Origin of the sequence: Cupriavidus sp. BIC8F, from assembly GCF_032465815.1 — a bacterium.
Classification (GTDB): domain Bacteria; phylum Pseudomonadota; class Gammaproteobacteria; order Burkholderiales; family Burkholderiaceae; genus Cupriavidus; species Cupriavidus necator.
This window is the reverse complement of sequence record NZ_CP136095.1, coordinates 1,898,983-1,922,864: the sequence shown is the minus strand read 5'-3', so window position 1 is coordinate 1,922,864 and position 23,882 is coordinate 1,898,983. Positions and strand designations below refer to the sequence as shown.

General features: G+C 66.6%; 14 protein-coding genes. 7 read left to right on the top strand and 7 right to left on the bottom strand.

Features of this window, described 5'->3' with window-relative positions; genetic code table 11:
- The first annotated feature begins 90 nt into the window (after positions 1-90).
- The 6 genes from RS901_RS28835 to RS901_RS28810 all read left to right on the top strand — a co-directional run bounded on the left by RS901_RS28835 (position 91) and on the right by RS901_RS28810 (position 7,733).
- Entirely contained in the window at positions 91-1,107 is a 1,017-nt protein-coding gene (locus RS901_RS28835) for a tripartite tricarboxylate transporter substrate binding protein (RefSeq protein ID WP_316153921.1), read from the top strand.
- A 23-nt stretch (positions 1,108-1,130) separates the two neighbouring features.
- A complete protein-coding gene (locus tag RS901_RS28830; RefSeq protein ID WP_316153920.1) occupies positions 1,131-2,654 on the top strand; it encodes an altronate dehydratase family protein in 1,524 nt (507 codons plus the stop codon).
- A 34-nt stretch (positions 2,655-2,688) separates the two neighbouring features.
- Positions 2,689-4,161 (top strand): NAD-dependent succinate-semialdehyde dehydrogenase, encoded by a 1,473-nt coding sequence (locus RS901_RS28825; RefSeq protein ID WP_316153919.1) that lies wholly within the window; start codon positions 2,689-2,691, stop codon positions 4,159-4,161.
- Between the two features lie 37 nt (positions 4,162-4,198).
- Complete coding sequence (hpaI, locus tag RS901_RS28820; protein ID WP_316153918.1) at positions 4,199-5,008, top strand: 4-hydroxy-2-oxoheptanedioate aldolase; 810 nt, start codon at positions 4,199-4,201, stop codon at positions 5,006-5,008.
- A 25-nt stretch (positions 5,009-5,033) separates the two neighbouring features.
- The gene (locus tag RS901_RS28815) at positions 5,034-6,479 is read left to right on the top strand and encodes an FAD-binding oxidoreductase (protein ID WP_316153917.1); all 1,446 of its coding nucleotides are present in this window, start codon (positions 5,034-5,036) and stop codon (positions 6,477-6,479) included.
- A gap of 165 nt (positions 6,480-6,644) precedes the next feature.
- Complete coding sequence (locus RS901_RS28810; protein ID WP_316153916.1) at positions 6,645-7,733, top strand: MBL fold metallo-hydrolase; 1,089 nt, start codon at positions 6,645-6,647, stop codon at positions 7,731-7,733.
- Between the two features lie 20 nt (positions 7,734-7,753).
- Here the strand turns inward: RS901_RS28810 and RS901_RS28805 are convergent, their stop codons facing one another.
- From RS901_RS28805 to RS901_RS28775, 7 genes are read right to left on the bottom strand one after another with little or no spacing between them, the layout of a single operon-like run.
- Positions 7,754-8,404, bottom strand: coding sequence for a GNAT family N-acetyltransferase (locus RS901_RS28805; RefSeq protein WP_410054194.1), 651 nt, complete (start codon positions 8,402-8,404; stop codon positions 7,754-7,756).
- A gap of 22 nt (positions 8,405-8,426) precedes the next feature.
- Entirely contained in the window at positions 8,427-9,776 is a 1,350-nt protein-coding gene (locus RS901_RS28800; protein ID WP_316153914.1) for an aminotransferase class I/II-fold pyridoxal phosphate-dependent enzyme, read from the bottom strand.
- 14 nt (positions 9,777-9,790) lie between these two features.
- A complete protein-coding gene (locus tag RS901_RS28795; protein WP_316153913.1) occupies positions 9,791-10,687 on the bottom strand; it encodes a UDP-3-O-acyl N-acetylglycosamine deacetylase in 897 nt (298 codons plus the stop codon).
- Positions 10,684-18,273: an SDR family NAD(P)-dependent oxidoreductase gene (locus RS901_RS28790; RefSeq protein WP_316157314.1), complete on the bottom strand. Its 7,590-nt coding sequence runs from the start codon at positions 18,271-18,273 to the stop codon at positions 10,684-10,686. Before RS901_RS28790 ends, RS901_RS28795 begins: the two co-directional genes overlap by 4 nt.
- 54 nt (positions 18,274-18,327) lie before the next feature.
- The gene (locus RS901_RS28785; protein WP_316153912.1) at positions 18,328-19,845 is read right to left on the bottom strand and encodes an LTA synthase family protein; all 1,518 of its coding nucleotides are present in this window, start codon (positions 19,843-19,845) and stop codon (positions 18,328-18,330) included.
- Positions 19,846-19,851: 6 nt separating this feature from the next.
- Positions 19,852-20,637 carry an SDR family NAD(P)-dependent oxidoreductase gene (locus RS901_RS28780; protein ID WP_316153911.1) on the bottom strand — a complete coding sequence of 262 codons (786 nt, stop codon included), beginning with the start codon at positions 20,635-20,637 and terminating at the stop codon, positions 19,852-19,854.
- The gene (locus RS901_RS28775; RefSeq protein ID WP_316153910.1) at positions 20,634-21,839 is read right to left on the bottom strand and encodes a capsular biosynthesis protein; all 1,206 of its coding nucleotides are present in this window, start codon (positions 21,837-21,839) and stop codon (positions 20,634-20,636) included. Before RS901_RS28775 ends, RS901_RS28780 begins: the two co-directional genes overlap by 4 nt.
- Positions 21,840-22,930: 1,091 nt before the next feature.
- On the opposite strand from RS901_RS28775, the gene RS901_RS28770 reads away from it, so the two are divergent.
- Entirely contained in the window at positions 22,931-23,860 is a 930-nt protein-coding gene (locus RS901_RS28770) for a polysaccharide biosynthesis/export family protein (RefSeq protein WP_316153908.1), read from the top strand.
- Positions 23,861-23,882 lie beyond the last annotated feature (22 nt).

Here is a 23,882-nt window from a genome sequence, read left to right as displayed (position 1 = left end):
ATTGTTATGTTGAGGCACGACAGAATGCGGGCATGACGAGGCTGGCTGCGCCGGTCCCGCCGATAATCAGAACATCGGAGACACCCGCAAATGACTCAAGGCTTCCCCATCGATTCCAAGCGCCGCCGCCTGCTCATCGGAGCCGCAGCGGGTGCTGCCGCGGGCGCCGCCGGCGTGCTGCTGCCTGCCGCACGGGCGCTGGCCGCCGAGTATCCCGAGCGTCCCATCACCTTTATCTGCCCGTGGCCGGTGGGCGGCACCGCTGACCAGTCGATGCGCGCGCTGTGCCAGGTGGCCGGCGGCATTCTCAAGCAGTCGATCGTGGTCGAGAACCGCGCCGGCGCCTCCGGCATGATCGGCACCAAGGCCCTGGCGCGCGCCAATCCGGACGGCTACACCATCGGCCAGATCCCGATCTCGGTGACGCGCTTTTCGCAGCTCGGCATGCTGCAACTGGATCCGCGCACCGAGCTGACCTACCTGGCGCGCACCTCGGGCCAGACCTTCGGCATCGCCGTGCCGGCCAACTCGCGCTACAAGACACTGCAGGACGTGGTGGCCGCCGCCAAGGCCAGCCCCGGCAAGATCACCTATGCGCACGCCGGCATCGGCGGCGCGACCCACGTCGGCATGGAGCAGTTCGCTCTGGCCGCCGGGATCCAGTTCAATGCCATCGCCTACAAGGGCGGCGCGGCGGCGCTGCAGGATGTGCTGGCCGGGCAGGTGGACCTGCTGGCCGATTCCAGCTCGTGGGCGCCGCACGTGGAAGCCGGCAAGCTGCGCCTGCTGGCCACCTGGGGCGAACAGCGCGCGACCCGCTTCAAGGACACGCCGACGCTGAAGGAACTGGGCTACAACGTGGTGGTGGAAGCGCCCAACGGCATCGGCGCCCCGAAGGGCCTGCCGCCCGCCGTGGAAAAGAAGCTGCGTGACGCCTTTCGCGGCGCCGTGGCCAGCAACGAGTTCAAGCAGGTGGCAGCGCGCCTGGATGCGCCCGTGATGTACCTGGACGGTCCTGACTACAAGAAGTATGTGGCCAGCGTCTATGACCAGGAAACCCAGCTGATCCAGCGCCTCAAGCTGAAAGAACTGCTGCAGCAAGGCTGAATGCCGTCTAAGGCCAAGTCCAAGTGAATCCCAATCCCGTCATCCGCCTGCACGCCAACGACAACGTGCTGGTCGCCCGCAGCGACCTCAGCCTTGGCCAGCAGCTGGTTGACCCCGCCGTGCGCGTGCGCGCGCAGGTGCCGGCCGGCCACAAGATCGCTGCCTGCGCCATCGCGGCCGGCACGCCGGTGCGCAAGTTCGACACCGTCATCGGCGTGGCCGCGCGCGATATCGCCCAGGGCGACCACGTGCATTCGCACAACCTGACGCTGGTCGATTTCTACCGCGACCCGGCGTTCTGCCAGGACGTGCGGCCGGTCGACTACGTGCCCGAGGCCCGGCGCGCCACCTTCAACGGCTTTGTGCGCCCGGACGGGCGCGTGGGCACGCGCAATTTCATCGGCATCCTGTCGTCGGTCAATTGCTCGTCCACCGTGATCCGCCAGATTGCCGCGCATTTCACAGCGGAGCGGCTGGCGGCCTTTCCGAACGTCGATGGCGTGGTGGCCTTCGCGCAGACCAGCGGCTGCGGCATGTCGTCGCCGAGCGAGCACTTCGACGTATTGCGCCGCACGCTGGCCGGCTATGCGTGCCATCCCAACCTGGCCGGCGTGCTGATCGTCGGCCTGGGCTGCGAGCGCAACCAGGTGGCATCGCTGGTGGAATCGCAGGGGCTGGAGCCCGGCCCCGCGGTGCACACGCTTGTGATGCAGGATGCCGGCGGCACGCGTGCCACCATTGCCGCAGGCATCCGCGCGATCGAATCGATGCTGCCCGCGGCCAATGCCGCGGTGCGCCAGCCGGTATCGGCCAGCCACCTGAAGATCGGGCTGGAATGCGGTGGCTCGGACGGGTTTTCCGGCATCAGCGCCAACCCGGCGCTGGGCGCGGCGATGGATATCCTGGTGCGCCATGGCGGCACCGCCATCCTGTCTGAAACGCCGGAAATCCACGGCGTGGAATTCATGCTGACGCGCCGCGCGGTAACCCCCGAGGTCGGCCAGAAGCTGCTGGACCGCCTCGCTTGGTGGGAGCGTTACACCGCCGGCCACAACGCGCAGTTCAACGGCGTGGTCGGCCACGGCAACCAGCAGGGCGGGCTGGCCAATATCTTCGAGAAATCGCTGGGCTCGGCCATGAAGGGCGGCACTACGCCGCTGCAGGCGGTGTACGAATACGCCGAGCCGATCGACCAGGCCGGCTTTGTGTTCATGGACTCGCCCGGCTATGACCCGGTGGCCGTCACCGGCCAGATCGCCAGCGGCGCCAACCTGATCTGCTTTACCACGGGCCGCGGTTCGATGTTCGGCTCCAAGCCCGCGCCGACGATCAAGCTCGCATCCAACTCGGCGATGTACCACCGCCTGGAAGAAGACATGGACATCAACTGCGGGCAGGTGCTCGACGGCGAGCTGACCGTGCCGCAGATGGGCCAGCGGATTTTCGAACATATCCTGCGCGCGGCCTCCGGCGAGCCTACCAAGAGCGAAGCGCTGGGCCTGGGCGACAACGAGTTCGTGCCATGGCACCTCGGCATCGTCAGCTAATCCGCCTTCCGCCAATCTCGCTTCCTCCACACTTATGCCGACGCTTTCCGAGCAAGCGCTTCTGCGCAGCCAGAACCTGATTGACGACCGGTGGTGCGATGCCGGCCTTGGCGCCCGCCTGCCGGTCGCCGACCCGGCCACCGGGGAAACCTTTGCCAACGTGCCAGACAGCGATGCCGGCGATGCCCGACTTGCCGTCGATGCCGCCGCCGCCGCCTTCCCGGCGTGGAGCCGCCGGCCCGCGCGCGAACGGGCCCAGTTGCTCAAGCGCTGGCATGCGTTGATCCTCACACACCAGGAAGACCTGGCGCGCATTATCTCGACCGAGCAGGGCAAGCCCCTGAAAGAGGCACGCGGCGAGGTGCAGTACGGCGCGTCTTATGTCGAGTGGTTTGCCGAAGAGGCCACGCGCATCTGTGGCGATATCGTCGCCGAAGCCGTGCCGGGCCGCAAACTGCTGGTGCTGAAGGAGCCGGTGGGCGTGGTCGCGGCGATCACGCCGTGGAACTTCCCGCTGGCGATGATTGCCCGCAAGATCGCCCCGGCGCTGGCCGCCGGCTGCACGGTGGTGGCCAAGCCCGCCGAGGACACGCCGCTGACCGCGCTGGCGCTGGTATGGCTGGCGCAGCAGGCCGGCATGCCCGCGGGTGTGCTCAACATCGTCACCGCATCGCGCGAGCACACGCCGGGCGTGGTCGACGCCTGGCTGGCCGACAGCCGCGTGCGCAAGATCACCTTTACCGGCTCCACGCCCGTGGGCAAGCACCTCGCGCGCGAATCGGCGGCCACGCTGAAGAAGCTGTCGCTGGAGCTGGGCGGCAACGCGCCCTTCATCGTCTTCGAGGACGCCGATCTCGACGCCGCGGTCGATGGCCTGATGGCGTCCAAGTTCCGCAACGGTGGCCAGACCTGCGTGTGCCCGAACCGGGTCTATGTGCACGACGCCGTGCACGACGCCTTTGTCGAGCGCCTGGCACAGCGCGTTGGCGCGCTCCATGTCGGTCCGGCCACGGAAGAGGCCGCGCAGATCGGTCCCATGATCAATGCCCGCGCCGTCGACAAGATCGCACGCCATGTGGAAGACGCCGTCGCCCGGGGCGCGCGCGTGGTCACCGGCGGCAAGCGCGTGCGCACCGGCGATGGCCCGCACTACTATGCACCGACGGTGCTGGCCGATGCGACCCCCGCGATGGAGCTGTCGTGCGAGGAGACCTTCGGCCCGGTCGCGCCGATCTTCCGCTTCCGCGATGAAGCCGAGGTGATCCGCGACGCCAACGACACCCCGTTCGGCCTGGCTGCTTACTTCTACTCCAACGACATCCGCCGCATCTGGCGCGTGGCGCAGGCGCTGGAAACCGGCATGGTCGGCATCAACGAGGGCGCCATCGCGGCCGAGGCGGCGCCGTTCGGCGGCGTGAAGGAATCCGGCTACGGGCGCGAAGGCTCGCGCCACGGGCTGGACGACTACATGCACACCAAGTACCTTTGCCAGGGCCAGCTCGGCTGACGCGCCGGGCCCATCGATCATCGAACCGGAACACACCATGCCCGCAAACAATCCCTTCAAGACGGCGCTGGCCGCCCGCCAGGCGCAGATCGGCCTGTGGCTGTCGATGGCAACGCCGTACCTGGCCGAAGTGTCGGCCACCGCAGGCTTTGACTGGCTGCTGATCGACGGCGAACACGCCCCCAACGACCTGCGCTCGACGCTGCACGCGCTGCAGGCGGTGGCGTCATACCCGGTCCAGCCCGTGGTGCGCGCCGTGGCCGGCGAAGTGCCGCTGATCAAGCAGTTGCTCGACATCGGCGCGCGCAGCCTGCTGGTGCCGATGGTGGATACGGCGGAACAGGCCCGCATGGTGGTCAGCGCCACGCGCTACCCGCCGCAAGGCATCCGCGGCGTGGGCAGCGCGATTGCGCGCGCCTCGCAGTGGAGCGCCCGCACCGACTACCTCGATGTGGCCGACGATGAAGTCTGCCTGCTGGTGCAGGCCGAAACCGTCACCGCATTGCAGAACCTGGAAGCGATCTGCGCGGTGGACGGCGTCGACGGCGTCTTTATCGGCCCGGCCGACCTGGCCGCGTCGATGGGCCACCGCGGCCGCCCCGGACACCCGGAGGTGCAGGCCGCCATCGAAGGCGCGATGCGTACCATCATCGCCAGCGGCAAGGCCGCCGGCACGCTGACGTCGGACCCGGCACTGGCGCGCCGCTACCTCGACCTGGGCTGCACCTTCGTGGCCACGGGCGTGGACGTGATGCTGTACGCCAACGCCGCGCGCAAGCTTGCCGCATCGTTCCGTGCGCAGCCCGCGGACGCCCCCGCCGCAGACAAGCCTTCCGCCGCGTACTGACCCGTATTTCCTAGGCCTTACACACATGCCAGCTGACCTCCCGACCCCAGACACCACCTTGCGCGCGATGCAGGCTATCGTCGGCGCCAACGCCTGCCGCAGCGGCGATGCCGACACGCAGGCCTACGTCACCGACTACCGCGGCATCTACCGCGGCCAGGCCCAGGTAGTGGTGCTGCCGTCATCGACGGAAGAGGTCAGCCAGGTGCTGCAGTGGTGCCATGCCCAGCGCGTGCCGGTGGTGCCGCAGGGCGGCAATACCTCGCTGATGGGCGGCGCCGTCCCGGACGACAGCGGCACCGCCGTGGTCGTCAACCTCAGCCGCATGAACCGCGTGCTGGACATCGACACCATCAACGACACCATGACCGTGCAGGCCGGCGTCACGCTGAGCGCGGCACGCGGCGCCGCCGAGGCCGGGCAACGCCTGTTCCCGCTGCGCATCGGCTCCGAAGGCTCGTGCCAGATCGGCGGCAACCTGTCGACCAATGCCGGCGGCACCGCGGTGCTGCGCTACGGCAATATGCGCGACCTGGTGCTCGGCATCGAAGTGGTGCTGCCCGATGGCCGCATCTACTCGTCGCTGCGTGGCCTGCGCAAGGACAACACCGGCTACGACCTCAAGCACCTGTTCGTCGGCGCGGAAGGCACGCTTGGCATCATCACCGGCGCCGTGCTCAAGCTGATGCCGCAGCCGCGCAGCAGCGCCGTGGCCTTTGTCGCCGTGCAGGACCCCGCCGCGGCCGTGGCCTTGCTGGGCGAAGCCAAGTGCCTGTCCGGCCAGGCCGTGACCGCGTTCGAGCTGATCTCGCGGCCCGCGCTGGAACTGGTGCTTGAGTATCTTGGCAACGTGGCTTCCCCGCTGCAGGACAAGCACGACTGGATGGTGCTGATCGAACTGACCTCTGGCGCAGATGCGGAAAGCTTGAACGCCACGCTGATGGAGATCCTCGAATCCGGCTTCAGCCAGGGCCTGGTGCTCGACGCCGCCGTGGCCGCCAGCCTGTCCGACGCCCAGACCTTCTGGCGCATCCGCGAAGAGATCTCCGACGCCCAGACCCGCACCGGCGGCAGCATCAAGTGCGATGTCTCGGTGCCGCTGTCGCGCATCGCCGCGTTTGTCGAGGAAGCCTCGGCCAAGGTGCTGGAACTGGTGCCGGACGCGCGCATGGTGATCTACGGCCATATGGGCGACGGCAATGTGCACTTCAACCCGCTGCGGCCCAGGGATCAGCCAGGTAAAGAGTTCCTGGCTCAGTGGTATGAGCGGGTCTCGGCGCTGGTCGACGGCATGGCCCATGCGGAAAACGGCTCGATCTCGGCCGAGCACGGCATCGGCGTGGCCAAGCGCGACGACCTGACGCGCTACAAGTCCCAGGTGGAGCTGGAGTTGATGTGGCAGGTGAAGCAGGCGCTGGATCCGTTGAACCTGCTCAATCCGGGCAAGGTGCTGCCGGCGCCGGGCCGATAGCGCCAGCCATTCCACGCGGTTCCACGCCGCGGAACACGGGCAGGGCGTGCGTAGCAGGAATCGCCTATCTGGGCTAAGGTGTCAGCTATCCAGAACGCGCGGAGCCGGGGCATAGCCGCTTCGGCCACCGTGCACAGCACGGCCGGCCCACCGGCCCAGACACCGATGAGCGCCCAATCCCCCGATATCGCCCTCGCAGCTGCCCCCATCTCCCTCGAAAAGCCCGAGCTTGACTACCCCTGCGGCGACGCGCCCGAGCCCGGCCGCGCCCGTGAGGTCGCCCCCGGCGTGTTGTGGCTGCGCATGCCGATGCCGCTGGGCCTGAATCACATCAACCTGTGGGCCATCCGCGACAGCAGCGGCTGGGCCGCGGTCGACTCGGGCCTGCAGACGCCGGAAACCGCCCAGGCCTGGCGTGCGCTGTTCAGCGAAAACGGCGCGCTCGCCGGCGGCCTGACACGCTTGTTCGTCACCCATATGCACCCCGACCACATCGGCATGGCCGGGTGGCTGACCGGTAAATTCGACTGCCAGCTGTGGATGACGCGGCTGGAATACCTGATGTGCCGCGTGCTGGCAGCCGATACGGGGCGCGCCGCGCCGGATGACGCGATCGAGTTCTATCGCAAGGCCGGCTGGGACGACGAAGCGATCGAGGTCTACCGCACCCGCTTCGGCGGCTTCGGCAAATATGTCCACGCCTTGCCCGAGAGCTTCCACCGGCTGTCCGATGGCGACACCGTGCGCATTGGCGCGCACGACTGGCAGGTGATCGTCGGCACCGGTCATTCGCCCGAACATGCGTGCCTGTACTGCCCGGCGTTGAAACTGCTGGTGTCCGGCGACCAGGTGCTGCCGCGCATTTCCTCCAATGTATCGGTGTTTCCGACCGAGCCCGATGCCGATCCGATGCAGGACTGGCTGGCTTCACTCGACAAGGTGCGCGCCGCCGTGCCGGACGATGTGCTGGTGCTGCCGGCGCATAACGAACCGTTCCGTGGGCTGCATGCGCGCATCGACTATTTGCGGGCGAGCCAGTTGCAGGCGCTGGATCGGTTGCGTGGGGCGTTGACCACACCGAAGCGGGCCGTGGACGTATTCGGTGAATTGTTCTCGCGGCCGATCACTGGGAGTGGCGGTTTGCTGGGGATGGCAACGGGGGAAAGCATCGCGCACCTGAACTACTTGCTGACGCGGGAAGAGGCCGTGCGGGAGCGCGGCGATGACGGGTGCTATTGGTATCGGCTAAGGTAGGCCGTTGAGCGACCAAGGGTTTACCCTTGTGTGATCGGTTTTTGACTGAAAGCCATCCGATCCGCGGCAAGTGAGACAGGCAGGCCTCGCGGAGCGGGGCGCTTGCCCGCGGCAACGATAAAACCCAGCCGCTTGTACAACGCTGCCGCGCGCGTATTGTGCTTGAGTACGTCAAGCACCAACTCCTGGCCGGGGCATGCAGGCAGGCGGCTCGTCTCGATAACGTGCTGGAATAGCGCATGGAAAATGCCTGTGCCGCGCATTTCGGGCCGCGTGGCGCAATGTGCCATCAGGGTCTGATGTGCGGCGGGATTCGGGATTTCTCGTTCGAGAAGCAGCCCGCGGCGGATGATGCCGGCCGTGCGGCGCGCGCCGAAGTGGCGCAGGAACTGGCCGGCGGCAACCGCATCGTCCAGCCAGCCCGTGCGGCCGCGGCCGTCCTGAATCGCCATCACGGCCACAGGGATGTCATCGAGGGTTGCAACGTAGTGACGCCGCCAGGAAAAGCGCCCATGCCCCGCAGCCATTGCATACGCCAGGAATCCCTCGCATGCGGCATCGCTGTCATCGAACAGGAACGCGAATTCCTGACGTCCAGAGGCCAGCACCAGCGGTGCCAGCACGCGTGCGTCGTCTGCCGTGGCGGACCGGAACCCGAGGCGATCTTGCATGGTGTGAATGCCTGTCGACGCGCTATCCGTGCGCCAGTCGCGCCACGGCGTCCACCGTGGCACTGATCTGCTCGGGCGTATGCGTTGAACAGATGAAGAAGCGCAGCCGCGCCGCCTTCTCTTCCACTGCCGGATAGAAGATCGGCTGCACGTTGATGCCCTGGTCAAAGAGCGTATTGGCCCACTGCGCTGCCTTCATCGAACTGCCGCTGATGACCGGGATCACCGAGTAGCCGGCGCTCAGGCCTGTATTGAGTCCCGCGCGGCGCGCTTCCTCCAGGAACTGGAGTCCGCGCTGCTGCAGGCTCGTCACGCGCTGCGGCTCGCGCAACATGCACTGCAGCGCGGCCAGCGATGCAGCCGCCAGCACGGGCGAGAGCCCGACACTATAGAGGAAGCCGGGAGCCAGATGGCGCAGCATGTCGATCAGTGCCCGCTCGCCTGCGATGTATCCGCCGCAGCCGGCCAGCGTCTTGCTGAAGGTGCCCATCCAGATATCGACATCGCGGCCAGCCAGCCCGAAGTGTTCGCGGATGCCAAGGCCCCGTGCGCCCATCACACCGAGCGAATGGGCTTCATCCACCATCAGGAACGCTGCGTGCCGGCGCTTGATTTCGATGAAGCGATCGAGTTCCGGGAAGTCGCCATCCATGCTGTAGATGCCTTCCACGGCGATCAGCACGCGCCGGTACTGCCGGCGCACGCGCGTCAGCAACGCGTCCAGCGCTGCCCAGTCGTTGTGGGGGAAGCTCAAGCGCTTGGCGCCGCTCAGTTGCGCACCCTGCACGATGCTGTTGTGAGCCAGCGCATCGTGCACGATCAGATCGGCCGGCCCGAACAGGCAGCCGATCACCGTGACGTTGGTGGCGTGGCCGCTGACGAATGCGACGCAGTCGTCCACGTCGTACAGGCGCGCCAGCTCCTGCTCGAGCTCACGCTGGATGGGCCGCTCGCCCGCCACGATCCGGCTGGCGGAGGCCGACGTGCCGTACCGGTCGATCGCAGCCTTGGCGCTGGCGGATACCACCGGGTCTCCGGCCAAGCCGAGATAGTTGTAGTTGGCGAAGTTGTCGTAAGTCCGCCCGTCGATTTGCGTGGTGGCGCTGGCCACTGCCTCGTGCACGCGGAAAAACGGCGACGGAATGCGCAGCCGCTCGCTCATCTGGCGGCCGATCGCCACCTGCTGGTAGGCCGGCATCGTGTCAAAGCGGGAGAGCTCCGCCAGGTCGGCCGGTGCCGTCACAGCGCGCGGCGTGACGTCGTTCGCGTCGCGCGCAGTGACTTGCGAATCGATCTCGTTAGTCACCCGTTCCAACTGGCGCTTGAGTGCCTTGGCCGCGAGTTGCTGTCTCAACTGGTCTCCCAGTCCCATGCTTGTCCTTGTTTTCAGTTGGCCGTGTCCGCCCACTCCCACGCATCGGGCTGGTCGAGCAGGGCGGCACAGAGGCGGTAGTTCATTTCATGGCTGGGGCGCAGCGCCGTGACCTTGCCCAGCAGGGGCGCGCCGAGCAGCGCGAGATCGCCGATCAGGTCGAGCACCCGATGCCGCACGAACTCCATCGGCAGCCGCATGCCGCCGATGACACCGTTGCCGACGATGGTCGCGGTGCAGGATGGCCGCGCGCCCCGCAGGATCGGATTGCCGCGGAGGTAGCCGAAGGCGATGGCAGGCACCGCCCACTTGAGCCGCCCGTACGAGCGCGCCGGCGCAATCTCGGTGGCGAAGGAGGCCGGGTCGATCGTGCCTGCCCACTTCAGTTCGCCAAAGCCTTTCAGATCGTTGGTGACATCCATCTCGTAGCCGTCCGCGGGCGTTACCGTCAGGCGGCGCGTGCCGCCATCCTCGACCGTCACCGCGCGCCGGATGCGCAGAAAGCGCTTGGGCGCCGGCAGTGCGGCGCGCCCGCAGGCATCGATGGCCGCGATCCATGGCAATGCGCTGCCGTCGAGAATCGGTACTTCTTCAGCATCGAGCCCGACCGTGGCGTGATCGATCTGGCAGGCCAGCAGCGACGCGAGCAGATGCTCCACAGTGCGCACGCGCACGCCGCTTGCCGACTGCAGCGCCGTGCAGAGCGGTTGCCCGAGCCGGAGCTGCGGCGACGCGGGCAACTCAGCCACCACGCGCCCCGCCCGCATGCGTCGGAATACGATCCCCTGGCCCAGCGGTGCGGGCGAGATGTGCACGTTGACGCGCCGCCCCGTGTGCAGGCCGTGGCCGGACAGCCGCAGTTCGGTCGCAAGCGTGCCTTGCTGCTGCGCCCAGCCGGGCTGCGCCGTCACTGCGCGGCCTCGTCGGCGAGGATCGTCGTGCCGGCGGTGCCGTCGTGTCCCGGCTGCGACAGATCGATGGCATGGATCGATGCCATCGCAGCGATCTGTTGCTCCATGCTGGCGGCTTCCCCGCCATCCTGACTGTCCGCGCCGGCGCGCACTGACTCAACGATCTTCTGCGCCAGTGAGCGCACGGTAGCACCTTCGGCCAGCAGCATCACCGAGAGCTTGACCTCAAAGGACTCTTCGACGGCCATGCCGAGTTCCATGCCCATCAGCGAATCCATGCCCAGGTCGGTGATCGAGCGGTCCGGATCGATCTTCTTTGCCGACAGGTGCAGGATGTGCGCAATCTGGGCTTGCAGCGTGTCGATGACGCGCTGCACGGCTTCATTGACGGGCAGGGCGCGCACGTCGGCTGCGACGCTGGCGCCGCCCTGGCGCTGCGCGTCCTGGCTCGTGCCCGCGCCCATCTCCATATAGCGCAGCGAGCGCGCGGCCGGCATCACGCGCGAAATTGCCTGCCAGTCCAGCCACAGCAGCGCCTCGCCGGCGCGGTTGGTGAGCAGTGCCCGTTCGAGCGCTGCCATCGCTTCGTCGGATGTGATGGAGCGGCCTCCGATGCGCGACTGGATCGCCTCGCGCGTCTGCGCGTTGCGCGCCAGGAAGCCGACGTCCTCAAGCGGGCCCCAGGCCATGAAGGTGCCCGGCTGGCCTGCAGCACGCCGCTGGTGCACGAGCGATTCGAGGAAGCTGTTGGCAGCCACGTAGTTGGCCTGTCCCGGATTGCCCAGGAACGTGGTGGCCGATGAGTAGACCACGAAGAAATCCAGCGCGAGTGCCTGCGTGGCGCGATGCAGGTTCCACGCGCCCGCAACCTTGGGCGCAAGCACGTCGCGCCATTTGCCATCGTCGAGGTTGGCGAGGAGGCCATCGGCGATCACCATTGCCGAATGCACGACGCCCTTGAGGGGCGCACCGCGCGCGGCGATGCCCGCAACGAGCGCGTCCACTGCCGTGGCATCGGTGAAGTCGCAGGAAGACACCGTGACGGCAACGCCGTGCTCGTCGCGCCAGCGGTCAGCTTCGGCGGCCAGTTCCGGTGCCAGCGCGCCGCGGCGGCTGGCAAGCACCAGGTGGCGCGCACCCTTGTCCACCAGCCAGCGCGCGGTGGCGAAGCCGAGGCCGCTGGTACCGCCGACGACGAGGTAGGCGGCATGAGCGTCCAGCGCCAGGCCGGCCGGCTCATCTGCCTGCGGCGCCGGCGCGCCGTGCGGGAAGGTAATGACAATCTTGCCAATCTGGCGCGCCTGCTGCATGTAGCGGAATGCCTCCTCCACGCGGCTGGCGGGGAAGGCGCGGTACGGCAGCGGGTCGAGCGAGCCCTCGTCCAGCATCGTCATCACATTGCTGAACAGCGAGGCGGTCAGCTCAGGCGCGGCATTCATCAACTGGTCGGCGTCGATGCCGAAGTAGCTGATGTTGTTCCGGAACGGGCGCAGCCCGATGCGGCTGTTCTCGTAGAAGTCGCGCTTGCCAAGCTCAAGGAAGCGGCCGAACGGGCGCAACACATCGATGCCCAGCACCATCGCCTCGCCGGCCAGCGAGTTCAGCACGATGTCTACGCCCTGGCCGTTGGTGATGCGGCGGATATCGTCGGCAAACGACAGGCTGCGCGAGTCCAACACGTGGGAGGCGCCCAGCAGGCGCACGAACTCCCGTTTCTCGTTGCTGCTGACGGTGGCAAACACCTCCGCGCCAAGATGGCGCGCCAGCTGGATCGCGGCGATCCCTACGCCGCCAGCGGCGCCATGGATCAGCACGCGCTCGCCCTTGCGCAGCCGCGCCAGCTCGCACAGCGCGTAGTAGGCCGTGAAAAACGTGGAGGGAATGGTGGCGGCTTCCTCGAAGCTCATTCGCACCGGCTTGTGCGCGATAGCTGTCGCTCGCGTTCGCACGCGGCTCGCGAAGCACGCCGGTGCGAAGCCCAGCACAGGATCACCGACGGCGAAGGACCGCACATCGCTGCCGACGCGCGTGACACGGCCGGAGAACTCCAGGCCGATGGTGGGGCCGGCAAAGCCGCTTTCCACGGCCTCGTCAGACAGCAGACCCATCGCGTACATCACGTCGCGGAAGTTGAGGCCCGTGGCAGTCGGCTCGACCTCGACCTCGTCGGGTGCAAGATCAAAGGCCGGCTGTTCAAACCATTGCAGGTGGCGCAGCGAACCTGGCGATTCGAACGCCAGCACGCTGTGAGGCGCCGCCGCGGACTGGTCGGGCATGACGTCCTGGCGCGGCGCAAGACCGGCCGGCAGCATGCGCGGGACATAGCGTTCGCCGCCCCACAGCAGCACTTCGTCTTCCTGGTCGGCAGACAGCAGTTCGCACGCGAGCGCGGCAGCCGGTGCCTTGCTTGTCGCATCGAGATCGATCAGGCGGCAGCCAAGCTCCGCGCGCTCGTTCATCAGCACACGGCCCAGTCCCCATACGGTGGCCTGCGCTGGCTGGAAGTCTTCCGCGCTGGCGTCCGCGACCGGCAATGGTGCGCCGCCGCGCGTGACCACCGACAGCCGCACGGCGGGCATGCTGCCGGGCAGTTCGCGGCCCAGCCGAGCCAGCGCGATCGAGGTCGATTCCTGCGCGAGCATCATCGCATTGCCGTCCGTAGCTGCGGACTGCACCGCTGCATCGGCCGCGAGGAATACCACATGGCAGGGAGTGCCGCCGCCCATGGCCGCCGTGGCGTGCGCGATGCAGGCATCCGGCGAGGCGAGCAGCGACACTTGCGCCACCGGCGATGCAACCTGGATGGCCTGGGCCAGCGCGGCTGCCAGCGGGCCGGGCTCGCCCGGGCAGGCTAGCAGCCAGTGCACCGCGGAAGAGGTCGTGGCAGGGGTGGCGGCGGGCGCGGTTTCGTCGTGCGACGCGTCGCGGCGGGCAACCAGCAGCAGCGGGGCGCCCTCGATATCGAGATCGGCTTCCACATGCCGCGTCGCAGCCTCGAAGCCCTGCGCGTGCAGCATTGCGCTGATCGCGGCAGCCGGGATCAGCTCGCCGCGGCCATGGCGCCACCATTCCGGGGACAGCCCGAACACGATGTCGGAGAACCGGCTGGACTGGCCGTCGGCGAGGATCAGCATCGCGCCGGGCGCCATCCACGAGCGGATGGCGGCCAGCAGGTGGGCCGGCTGGCCGCCCGCGAGCAGCAGGTTGTTGACGATGACAACGTCAAACGACTTGCCGCGGCCCGGCTCGACGGCCAGCGTGACTTCGCTGCCAAGTTCGATCGGCGCGGTGCGGATCCGCGGGTGACCGGCGGCATCGAAGGCGCCAAGCTGTTCGACGCTGCCGGCGATCGTGTAGTCGCAGCGGTCTTGCCAGTGTGCGCCGATCGGCTGGAACAGGTCCGCGCCGGGGGTGATGACCTCAAGGATCCGCATCGGCCGGCGTTGGGTCCAGGACCGCACTGCGGCGTCCAGGCAGGACTCAGCCATCGCGTTCACATGCGCCCAGGTGGGCGAGGCCTCGAAGAAATGATCGAGCAGGCTGCTGCGGCCGCTAGGCAGCACCGCCGATGCGTCACGCTCGCCCTGCAGGATCGCAGGTAGCGAGGCGCCGCAATGTGCGAGCAGCGTCAGTTCGGCAACATGTCCCGGCGATGCGGACAACAGAGTGCGCCAGAGTTCCTCGATCGACGGCAACGTCTCGTCGCCGCGAACCAGGCGGCCGTCGCGCATCGCCAGCACGCCATCTTCCAGCAACATGCCAATCAGGCGCTCCAGCAATGCGGGGTTCGCCGTGGTGGGGAGTGCTTCGGCCTCGAGCACGCCCAGTGCCTCGATGGCGCGCCACGCATAGGCGGCGGCCAGCACGTCCAGCAGCGGCATCACCTCAGTCCGGTGGGAATTGCGGTGCGCGGCATCCTCCCGAGCGGCAACGGCCTGCGCGGCGGTAGCCAGCAACGTGGCCGGTACGGGCAGTGCCTCGGCGCTCATGTCCTGCGCATGCGGACGAGCCTCGGCCGCGAACACATAGCGGCCGGGCGCGCCATGGCGGCGCGCCACCAGGTCGACGCGGCGGAAGCGGCATTCGCTGATCCGCAGCGTGACATTGCCGGCGTGGTCCAGGTAGGTGAAGGTGCCGACCAGTGAATGCGGGTTGCGGCGGTCGATGCGGGCGACGACGCGCACCGGGGCACCGCCGCCGTAGAAGTCGATCCGGCCGAACTGCACCGGGACGTAGGCCGCGCTGTCCGCCGACTTGCGGCCGTTGGCCTCCAGCGCCAGCAGCGGATGGAAACCGCTGTCCATTGCGCCCGGGTGCATCACGTAGGCCGCGACAGCCTTCGGGTCCGCCAGCGCGGCGGGCGCATTGAATGCCGCCAGCGCGGTGTCGCCGTCCACGCGGACGTTCCCCACCCAGCGGAACGCGTCCCCGAATTCCAGTCCGATGGCTGCAGCCCCTTGATACAGCGTTTCGCCGTCAATGACGGGCGCGGCCTGCAGCGCAGCAAGTTGCGCCGCGGCAGGAGTCGGCGCCGGCAGCGCCGGGCCGCCGATGAGCAGGCGGCCGACGGCGTTCAGCGTCCAGGGATCGTTGCTGCCGCGCAACCGCGATTCGATGGCGAAGCTGGCCGTGCGCGGCTCGATGGTGAAGCGGAACAGCTTGCTCTGCTGCGGCTGGAACACGGCCGGCGCGCGGATGTCGAGATTCTCCACTGCGCACTGTTCGGTGCCAAAGTACAGGCGTGCTGCCGCCAGCGCCATTTCCACGTAGCCGGCGCCCGGGAAGGTCACGGTGCCGTCCACCACGTGCGCGGCGAGCGCGGGTAGCTTGACCGGGTCAAGCTGGTTTTCCCAGGCGGCCGCGCTGTCCTTCAGGCGGTAGCCTAGCAGCGGGTGCTCGCGATGGCGATCGACGAGGTTGTAGCCTTCGGGGGTGACAGGTACCCAGTGACGGCTGCGTTGCCAGGGATAGCCCGGCAGCGACAGCGTGCGATCCACGTACGGATAGAGGGTGGCGTGGTCAAGGCGGGCGCCATGCGCCACGGCGGCACATAGCGCATGACGCAGTTGCGCGGCAGAATCATGACCACGCTTCAGCGTGGGCAGGACGCGGGCTCCTGATCCTGTTTGCTCCAGGGACTGAACCACGTAATTGCGAAGGATCGAATGCGGGCCCACCTCCAGGAACAGGTGAATGCCCGTGCTAGCCAGTTGCCTTGTGGCGGCGTCAAAGCGAACCGGCTCCCGGATGTTGCGCCACCAATACCGTGCGTCGAGCTCCACGCCGGACAACTGCCCGCCGGTCACAGTAGAAGCAAACACAGTCTGCGTTGGCTGCGGACGCAGGTCGGCCAGCCCCGACATCACGGTCTCGCGGATCGTATCCATCCGCTTGCTGTGGAACGCGTAGTCGAGGTCGAGCAACTGGAAGAACTTGCCCTGGCGGGAGACATGGTCCTGCAGCGCCTGCAACGCACGCGGCGAGCCGGCCAGCGTGACGGCCTCCGGGCTGTTGATGCCAGCCACTTCAAGGTCTTTGGCCAGTCCTAGCTGTTCGATGAGCTCCTGCGCTGCCGCCTCGCCGAGGCCCACCGCAGCCATTTTCCCGGTGCCTGCCGTCAGCGCCTGCGCGCGGCTGCGTACCTTGATCACCTTGACGGCCTGCGCCAGTGTCAGCGCGCCGGATGCCCATGCTGCGGCGATCTCGCCCACGCTGTGGCCGTAGCAGGCGTCGTACTCAAGGCCGCTGACGCGGAGCGAGCGAACGATGCCGACTTGCATCGCAAACAGCAGGGGTTGTGCGTTTTCGGTGCGCTGCAGCCATTCGGCGCTGGCGCCGTCACGCATTACGCCGGCCAACGACTGACTGCCGTCGGCCTGCCATTGCGCGTCGATTTCCTCCAGTGCGGCGCGGAAGACGGCGTCCTCGGCAAGCAGGCGCTGACCCATGTTGATCCACTGCGAGCCGTTGCCGGAGAAGACGAGCGCAAGCTTGCCGCTCTGGCTGGCCGCCTCGCCAATGACATACGACGGCGAGCCTTCGCCCTTTGCCAGCAGCGCGAGGGCGGCCTGGCCCTCCGCCACTGTGGCGGGGGCGACTACGGCGCGGTGCCGCAGCAGCTGTCGCCGATGCGCGGTGGCGCTGGCGAGCGACTGCCACGAGGCGCCGGCCCGCAGCCGTGCCTGGTATTCGCCGGCCAGCGCCTGCAGCGCCTGCGGCGCACGCGCGCTCAGCACCAGCGGTGCGAGGCGGGGTACTTCTGCGTCGGGCACCTTGGGCTTGGTTTCAGGCGAGGCCACTGCTTCTCGCAGCAGGACGTGGGCATTGGTGCCGCCGAAACCGAACGAGTTGACGCCCATCAGCAGCGGCGCAGTACTGGTCTGGAGCGGCCGGTAGCGATCGACGACGCGCAGGTTGCCACGAGCGAAGTCGATGTTCGGATTGGGATTGCAGAAATGAATCGATGCCGGCACCGCCCGGTGCTTCAGGCAGAGCACCGCCTTCAGCAGGCCCGCCATGCCCGACGCCGTTTCGAGGTGGCCGAGATTTGTCTTGGCCGAACCGATCAGCAGCGGCGACTCGGCACTCCGCCGGCTGCCGATCACGTCGATCAGCGCGCGGGCCTCGATCGGGTCGCCGACCGCGGTGCCGGTGCCGTGCGCTTCCACGTAGGCCAGGTCGCGCGGATCCACCCCGGCGCGAGCGTAGACGGCATCGAGCAGCGCGGCCTGCGTTGCGGCGCCGGGCACGTTGATGCCGCCATGCGAGTGGCCATCCGAGTTGACGCCGGAGGCAGCGATCACCGCGTGGATGGTGTCACCGTCCGCTAGCGCATTGCTGAGCGGCTTGAGCAGCACGAGCGCACCGCCTTCGGCGCGGACGTAGCCGTCGCCGCTGGCGTCGAACGCGCGGCAGCGACCCGTCGGCGAAAGCATCGAGGCCTTGGAGAAGCTGATGAAAGGGAAGGGGTGCAGCAGCAGGTTGACGCCACCGGCCAGCGCCGTCTCGGCTTCGCCAGAGCGGATCGCGTTGCAGGCCTGGTGCAGCGCGACGAGCGACGACGAGCACGCCGTGTCGATCGACATACTGGGGCCGCGCAGGTCAAACAGGTAGGAAATCCGGTTCGACGCGATGGAGAGCGTATTGCCGGTAGCGGAGTAGGCATCGACCACGCTCAGGTCGTCGACGGCCCGATCGCCATAGTCCTGGCTCGCCACGCCGACAAAGACGGCGCAGTTGCTGCCGGCCATTTGCTGCGGCAGCTGGCCGGCATTCTCGAAGGCCTCCCAGGCGAGTTCGAGCAGCAGGCGCTGCTGCGGATCCATCTGCTGGGCTTCGCGCGGCGAGATGCCGAAGAAGTCGGCATCGAAGCCGGCCACGTCGTCGATCACGCCGGCGGAGAAGGTGTAGCTCTTGCCTGGCTCGCGCTTGGAGGGGTGCTGGTAGAACTCGGTGTCGAAGCGGCCGGGCGGTACCGACGTTACCGCATCCTTCTCCGCCAGCAAGAGGTTCCAGTAATCTTCCGGGCTGCGTACGCCTCCCGGAAACCTGCACGACATTCCGACGATCGCAATTGCATCTTTCATTTTTATTAAGACCCTGCTATCCCTGCTACTGCTCAATTCGTATTTTTCTTCTGCTTATGCCGACAGGCATGCGGGCACCGCTTGTTGGATGCGCCGTACCAGTTCCTGTCCGAGCTCAGCTGCTGATATGTCCCGGCGCAGCGGGGCGGATTCCCCGCCGTCGTCGCTGCGCCAGATAAAGTAATCGCTGTGTGCCTGCATGCCGCCGAGCGCCTGAAAGACCCTGGGCAGCGCCGGTACGTGGTCGCCGTAGAAGCACAGGATGGCGCTGCGCTTGCGCGCTCGCAGGGCTTCCATCAGGCGCCCGATCATTGCGTCGGCGTTGGCCAGGTGGCGCAGGTACGCCGTCAGGTCGTCCCACGGAGCGCCATCGCCGCGTGTGTGGTACTGCGCGCCTTCGCCGGGTGCCACCTTCTCCAGGTGCAGCGGCCCGTGGTTCTCCATGGTCATCGCCATGACGAACGCCGGCTCGTTGCCGGCGGCTTCCAGTTCCGCGAGGATTGCGTCCGCGACTGCCGCGTCCGAGACATAGGGACCAGCCCGGCTGGCATCCGTGAAGTGACGGATATCGAGAAAACGCTCGAAGTGCATTAGCGGCAGCGCGCGGTCGCGCCCGAAGAAGTCCGCGTAGTAGGGATGGATCGCGACGGTGCGAAAGGCCGCACGGCGGAACCAGCCGGCGATCGATGCGCACGGCCGACGGATGAACACATAGGGGTAGAAGCGTGCCAAACCAAGCTCCGACTCGGGCAGTCCCGTCAGCACAGCAAATTCCGTGCGCATCGTGTTGGCGCCCCAGGCCGGCACGCGCAGCTCGCCGTGCTGCAAGGCGGATTGCCGGGCCGCATCGAAGTGCCGTAGCAACTCCGGGCGGATCGCATCGCCGAGTCGCCGGGCATCGAAGAACGATTCACTTTGGATCAGGATGACGTCGGGCTTCTCCGCCGGCGCGGCCTTTCCGGAGAAGGGTCCGGCCACCAGCGCGGCCCGGAATCCGCGCATCACAGCGGGCCGCATGCCATTCAGCAAGTAGGCGACGAACACCGCGAAGAAGCCATGGTGCTGCTGGTCTTTGCCGGGTTCGAGCGTGAGCGGCAGGGCGGCGGAGAACACCGCGCCCCAAAGCACGCATGCGGCGGACGTGGCCAGCAGGGCGACGGCGGGCACTGCGGGCAGTGCCGGGCTAGCGATGAAGGCGCCGGCGAACAGGCCCGCACCGAGAAGCATCGCGAGGACCTCAACGACGCTGAGGAATGGCAGGTACAGGCGCGGATGGCGGAAGAGCTGGCTGAACAGACTCAGGTCCGTGAAGACGAACGGCTCGCGCAGCGACGCGTACTTGGCGTTGCTGACCACCGCCAGCAGGCCGACGATCGAGGCAGCAACGAGCGCCGCAAAGGCCGGGCGTGCGGTGCAAAGCAGCGTCAGCGAAAAGAGGTTCGTCACCGACAGGCAGTGGATGCTCAGAGCCCGGATGCCCCGGCGCCAGGGTGCGCGGGGCTGTGGCAGGACGATGCCGTCCGGCACAAACGAGATGGCGTGCGCCAGGAGGAAGTAGATCCAGCCCGACATTAGTGCCTAGCGATCTTCCCGGGGCACGTAGGAGAGCCGGTTGAGAATGGCATCGCCAAGCTTGGCGGGCAGCAGCGGCAGCAGGCCCATGCCGAAGGCAAGCAGGCCGGGGAACTTGATCTCCGCGCGTCCGGCGGCAAGTTTGGCGCGGATGTGTCGTGCGGCCTTGTCGGCGGACCACAGCATCGGCTTTTCTCCGGGGAAGACGTCGCTCATCGATGTCTTCACGAAGCCCGGGAACACAAGCGAAAGCCGGACGCCATCGCGGGCCAGCAGCGGCCGCACGGATTCGCCGTATGCCTTGATGGCCGACTTGCTGGCGCAATAGGCCGGCGAAATCGCCATGCCGCGCAGTGCGGCCAGCGAGCTGACGATCGCGATTTGTCCGCGCTTGCGCCCGCGCAGCCGGTCGATCACCGGCAATAGCGTGTGCATGGCGCCATAGAAATTGGTGTCGAAGACGCGGCGCGTACGCTCCAGGTCTTCCCAGTCGCCGGTCGTTGCCAAGGTGCTGGCGACGCCGGCATTGGCAATCAGCAGGTCGATCGGGTGGGCGTCGTCGAAGGCCATCAGCCATGCCGACATGCCGGCGGCGTCGCGGACATCCAGTTGCGCAGTTTCCACCGTCGCACCGGATTGGCGGCATTGTTCCGCGCATGCGGCGAGGCGCGCTGCGTCGCGGGCGACCAAGCCCAGCGTCACGCCGGGAGCCGCGTAGGCGCGGGCAAGCGCCTGGCCGATGCCGGCGCTTGCACCGGTGATGACAACGTGGCGGGGGCCGCGGTCCGTCATTGAGGACTGGCCTCCAGCCGCTTCACCGCGCCGGCGACGGCCATGGCAATACCGGTGCGGGTATAGAAATCGCCATTAATCTGCGTGTGGTGCACCACGTAATCGAGGAATGCCTGGTACAGGCCCATGTCCGGTCCTTCCGCTTCCCGCCAGAAGGCATCCAGGTTGCCCTGCCAGGTCATGCCGGCCATGTCGTAGATCGCCGTTCCCAATGCCACCAGGGGGCGGCGATGGTGCAGGGCGGACAGCCCGACCGTGCTGTTGACGACCACCACGCCCCGTGCGTGGTCGAGCAGCGTGGGCAGATGGCCGGCGTCGATGAATTCGAGGCGATCGTCCATGCCTAGCTCTTTTGCCTTCATCTTGGCGTAGTGGCGATAGTCGATCAGTCCTGTGTCAAGCGGATGATTCTTGATGACCAGGAGGGCGTCGGTGGGTGCGTGCGCCGCAAAAGAGATCAGCACGTGGTCGATAGCCTGCCGAATGCCCTCGAACGGCGAGTGGACCTGGATCTGGGAGTCCGAGTTGAGCTGCAGCGGGAAGAGGTAATAGGGCAGCTTCCTGGCCAGGAGGCGTTCCGTGAGCCGGTCGGCTTCAATGCGGTGCTGGCGTTGCTGGAGCAGGCGGCGAGCCAGGCCGGCATATTCCCGATATCCGTTATGAGGGCGATGGCTCTGGTAGTGCGGAAAACGGCCGGCATACAGTGCGTTCGCTGCGCGATAGCGGATATCGTGAAAAGCGCGCTCAAAGAGGCTGTAGCCGGTGGGCTGGCTGGAAGGGCAGGGCGGCGTGACGCCGCGCTGCTCGCGATAGCACGCAGGGTCGCGCGGCAGCCGCGAGCGGCCGTTGACACCATGCGTTTCCAGGGTCAGCCAGTTTGGCCGGACGTAGCCCTCTTCGAATACGTTCACACGGATTTCATATTGTTGTGCGATCGGATATATCGCCTTATGAATCTTTCGGCAATCCCCGAAAAGTAGGATGTCGGTGAAATTGCCAGAGCCAAGTATCTTGTTGTACCAATCCGGCAGCGCCTGCATTTCCGCGCAGTAGTTATAGGCTTGTTCTTTGCCCGAATAGGCCAAATCGCCGCCGCAATAGTTGACGCGCCGTACCGGTTGGCCGCGCTCGGCCAGAGCGATAGCCAACTGACTAAAGAAGGGAGAAGCCGTGCCTTGCAGGGTCAGGAAGGAGCGGGGCATGGGTAGCGAAGGACGGGCGCAAGCAGGGCGGCGTGCGGCAACAACCCCGTGCGAAACAGGGCCACCGGGGAGCAGAAATGGGCGTGACCGCGGAAGCAGGGAGGATACCCGAACGCGCCGCCCATTGTTAAGCATTTTCAGCATCTTTTGCGCTTTGGCCGATGCGGTTGCGCATAGAAACGCAGGTCCGCAAGTTTTGTCATGTGCGGCGGGGATAATCTACGGTCTTCCGCTACGTCCGTAGTCCGTCGCGGAAACCCGCATCGTTTGCTGGTGGCGCACAGGATTTCCTGGTCGCAAGGGAGTTGCGGGGGGCGGGAGCCCGATCAGCATGCGCGGGCATTTGGCACTGTACCGAAGGCGCCTTGGATCGCGTCTCGGAGGCGGTGTTGGGCTGGCTACACGGTCCCCGGCACTTCTGCTGGTGTGAGCATATTTGATATTTTTACTGGGGCGATCCCCGGGAGGGCTACAGCTATCGCAAAGTCCTGCTGTAGCGAAGAAGGCTGCGAGCGGGTCTGCTTCTTGCCCCGCTAACGCTGGATTTAACATGCGGCTGCGGGGTAGATGATGTGTTGCTCGCATGATTGGTACGGGCAAGGTGCGATGAGCAATCTGGGTGGGGGCGTTGCCGCAAGATCCACTTCTACATGGCAAGTTGGGCTAGTGCTCGCTATAATTGCGTGCCGCATAGTGTCAAATTTGTTTTCCGACTACTCGCGGCGTTCTTCGGCGTTCGCTGACTCCCGCGTTGAGGCTCTCCGTTGCGCCGCCACCCAAGCAGAGGCAGTGGAGTGGCAGAAGATCCCATCCGCCATAGCCTGGCTGCAATGTCTTCAAGTCCTGATTTGGGTAGTACAGTAATGCGAGTTTCATTCCTCTTCAGATCGGTTGTGGCTGCAATAGCAGTCGCATGCCTTAGCGCATGCGCCGGTATTCCGTCGGCAGGGCCGCGGACGGATCAGATCGATTCCGCGCAAGCCGATTTGAAAGCCAGGGGGATCGATCTCGTAGAACTTAGCGTACCCGTCATCAGGCGATTGGCTGCGCAAGAGGGGACATCGACCTTTGCGGAAACGCTCGGAGACCGCATGCCTGCGCAGCAGGATCTCGCTGCGGGAGATCTGCTGGACATCACGATCTGGGAGGCGCCACCAGCCGTATTGTTCGGTGGCCTGCAAGCGGAGAGCCTTTCGGGGGCTGCGGGTGGTCACGCAACACAGTTGCCGACCCAGGTGATTGATGCCCAAGGGAACATTATGGTCCCATTTGTCGGGCGTGTGCGGGCAGCAGGGCGCAGCGTGGCCCAGGTTGCTGCCGAGATCTCGCAAGGTCTGAATGGAAAGGCTAACCGACCGCAGGTGCTGGTGCGGCTGGCGCAGAATCAGACGTCATTCGTTACCGTGATCAGCGATGCTGGCGGGGCCACGCGTGTACCCTTCACTCCGAAAAGTGAAAGGCTGCTCGATGCGATATCGAGCGCGGGAGGTGGAAAGCAGCAATTGGATAAGCTGACGGTACAGATCACGCGGGGCAATTTAGTGCGCAGCATGCCGCTGTCGACGGTAATCAAGGATCCCCGGCAGAACATCAGGCTGTTTCCTGGCGACACCGTTGCGCTGCTATTCAAGCCGAATACATTTGTGGCGTTTGGTGCAAGCGGGAAGAACGACGAAATCAGCTTTGAAGAGCCAGGGATCTCACTGACGCAGGCATTGGCTCGTACGGGCGGTCTGCTGGACAATCGCGCAGATCCCAGTGGGGTATTCGTCTTCCGTATGGAGCGCCGTTCGGCGCTGGCTGGTGACGTAGCTGATTCTTCGGAGAGTCAGCTGGTCCCGGTGATTTATCGTATTGACCTTAGGGACCCGGGCAACTACTTCCTGGCGCGTAGCTTTAAGATGCATGATCAGGACATCATGTATGTGGCGAACGCGCCAATTGCGGACCTGCAAAAGTTCCTCAACGTCGTTTTCTCGGTGGCTTATCCGGTTGTCAACTCTATCAATGCATTCAAGTAACGGTTGATCAGTTGAAGGCGTG

Excerpts from the sequence above, each read along its gene's own strand:
- RS901_RS28835 (WP_316153921.1), top strand. The coding sequence starts at position 91 with ATGACTCAAGGCTTCCCCATCGATTCCAAGCGCCGCCGCCTGCTCATC.
- RS901_RS28825 (WP_316153919.1), top strand. The coding sequence starts at position 2,689 with ATGCCGACGCTTTCCGAGCAAGCGCTTCTGCGCAGCCAGAACCTGATT.
- hpaI (WP_316153918.1), top strand. The coding sequence starts at position 4,199 with ATGCCCGCAAACAATCCCTTCAAGACGGCGCTGGCCGCCCGCCAGGCG.
- RS901_RS28815 (WP_316153917.1), top strand. The coding sequence starts at position 5,034 with ATGCCAGCTGACCTCCCGACCCCAGACACCACCTTGCGCGCGATGCAG.
- RS901_RS28810 (WP_316153916.1), top strand. The coding sequence starts at position 6,645 with ATGAGCGCCCAATCCCCCGATATCGCCCTCGCAGCTGCCCCCATCTCC.
- RS901_RS28805 (WP_410054194.1), bottom strand. The coding sequence starts at position 8,404 with ATGCAAGATCGCCTCGGGTTCCGGTCCGCCACGGCAGACGACGCACGC.
- RS901_RS28800 (WP_316153914.1), bottom strand. The coding sequence starts at position 9,776 with ATGGGACTGGGAGACCAGTTGAGACAGCAACTCGCGGCCAAGGCACTC.
- RS901_RS28790 (WP_316157314.1), bottom strand. The coding sequence starts at position 18,273 with ATGAAAGATGCAATTGCGATCGTCGGAATGTCGTGCAGGTTTCCGGGA.
- RS901_RS28785 (WP_316153912.1), bottom strand. The coding sequence starts at position 19,845 with ATGTCGGGCTGGATCTACTTCCTCCTGGCGCACGCCATCTCGTTTGTG.
- RS901_RS28780 (WP_316153911.1), bottom strand. The coding sequence starts at position 20,637 with ATGACGGACCGCGGCCCCCGCCACGTTGTCATCACCGGTGCAAGCGCC.
- RS901_RS28775 (WP_316153910.1), bottom strand. The coding sequence starts at position 21,839 with ATGCCCCGCTCCTTCCTGACCCTGCAAGGCACGGCTTCTCCCTTCTTT.
- RS901_RS28770 (WP_316153908.1), top strand. The coding sequence starts at position 22,931 with ATGCCTGCGCAGCAGGATCTCGCTGCGGGAGATCTGCTGGACATCACG.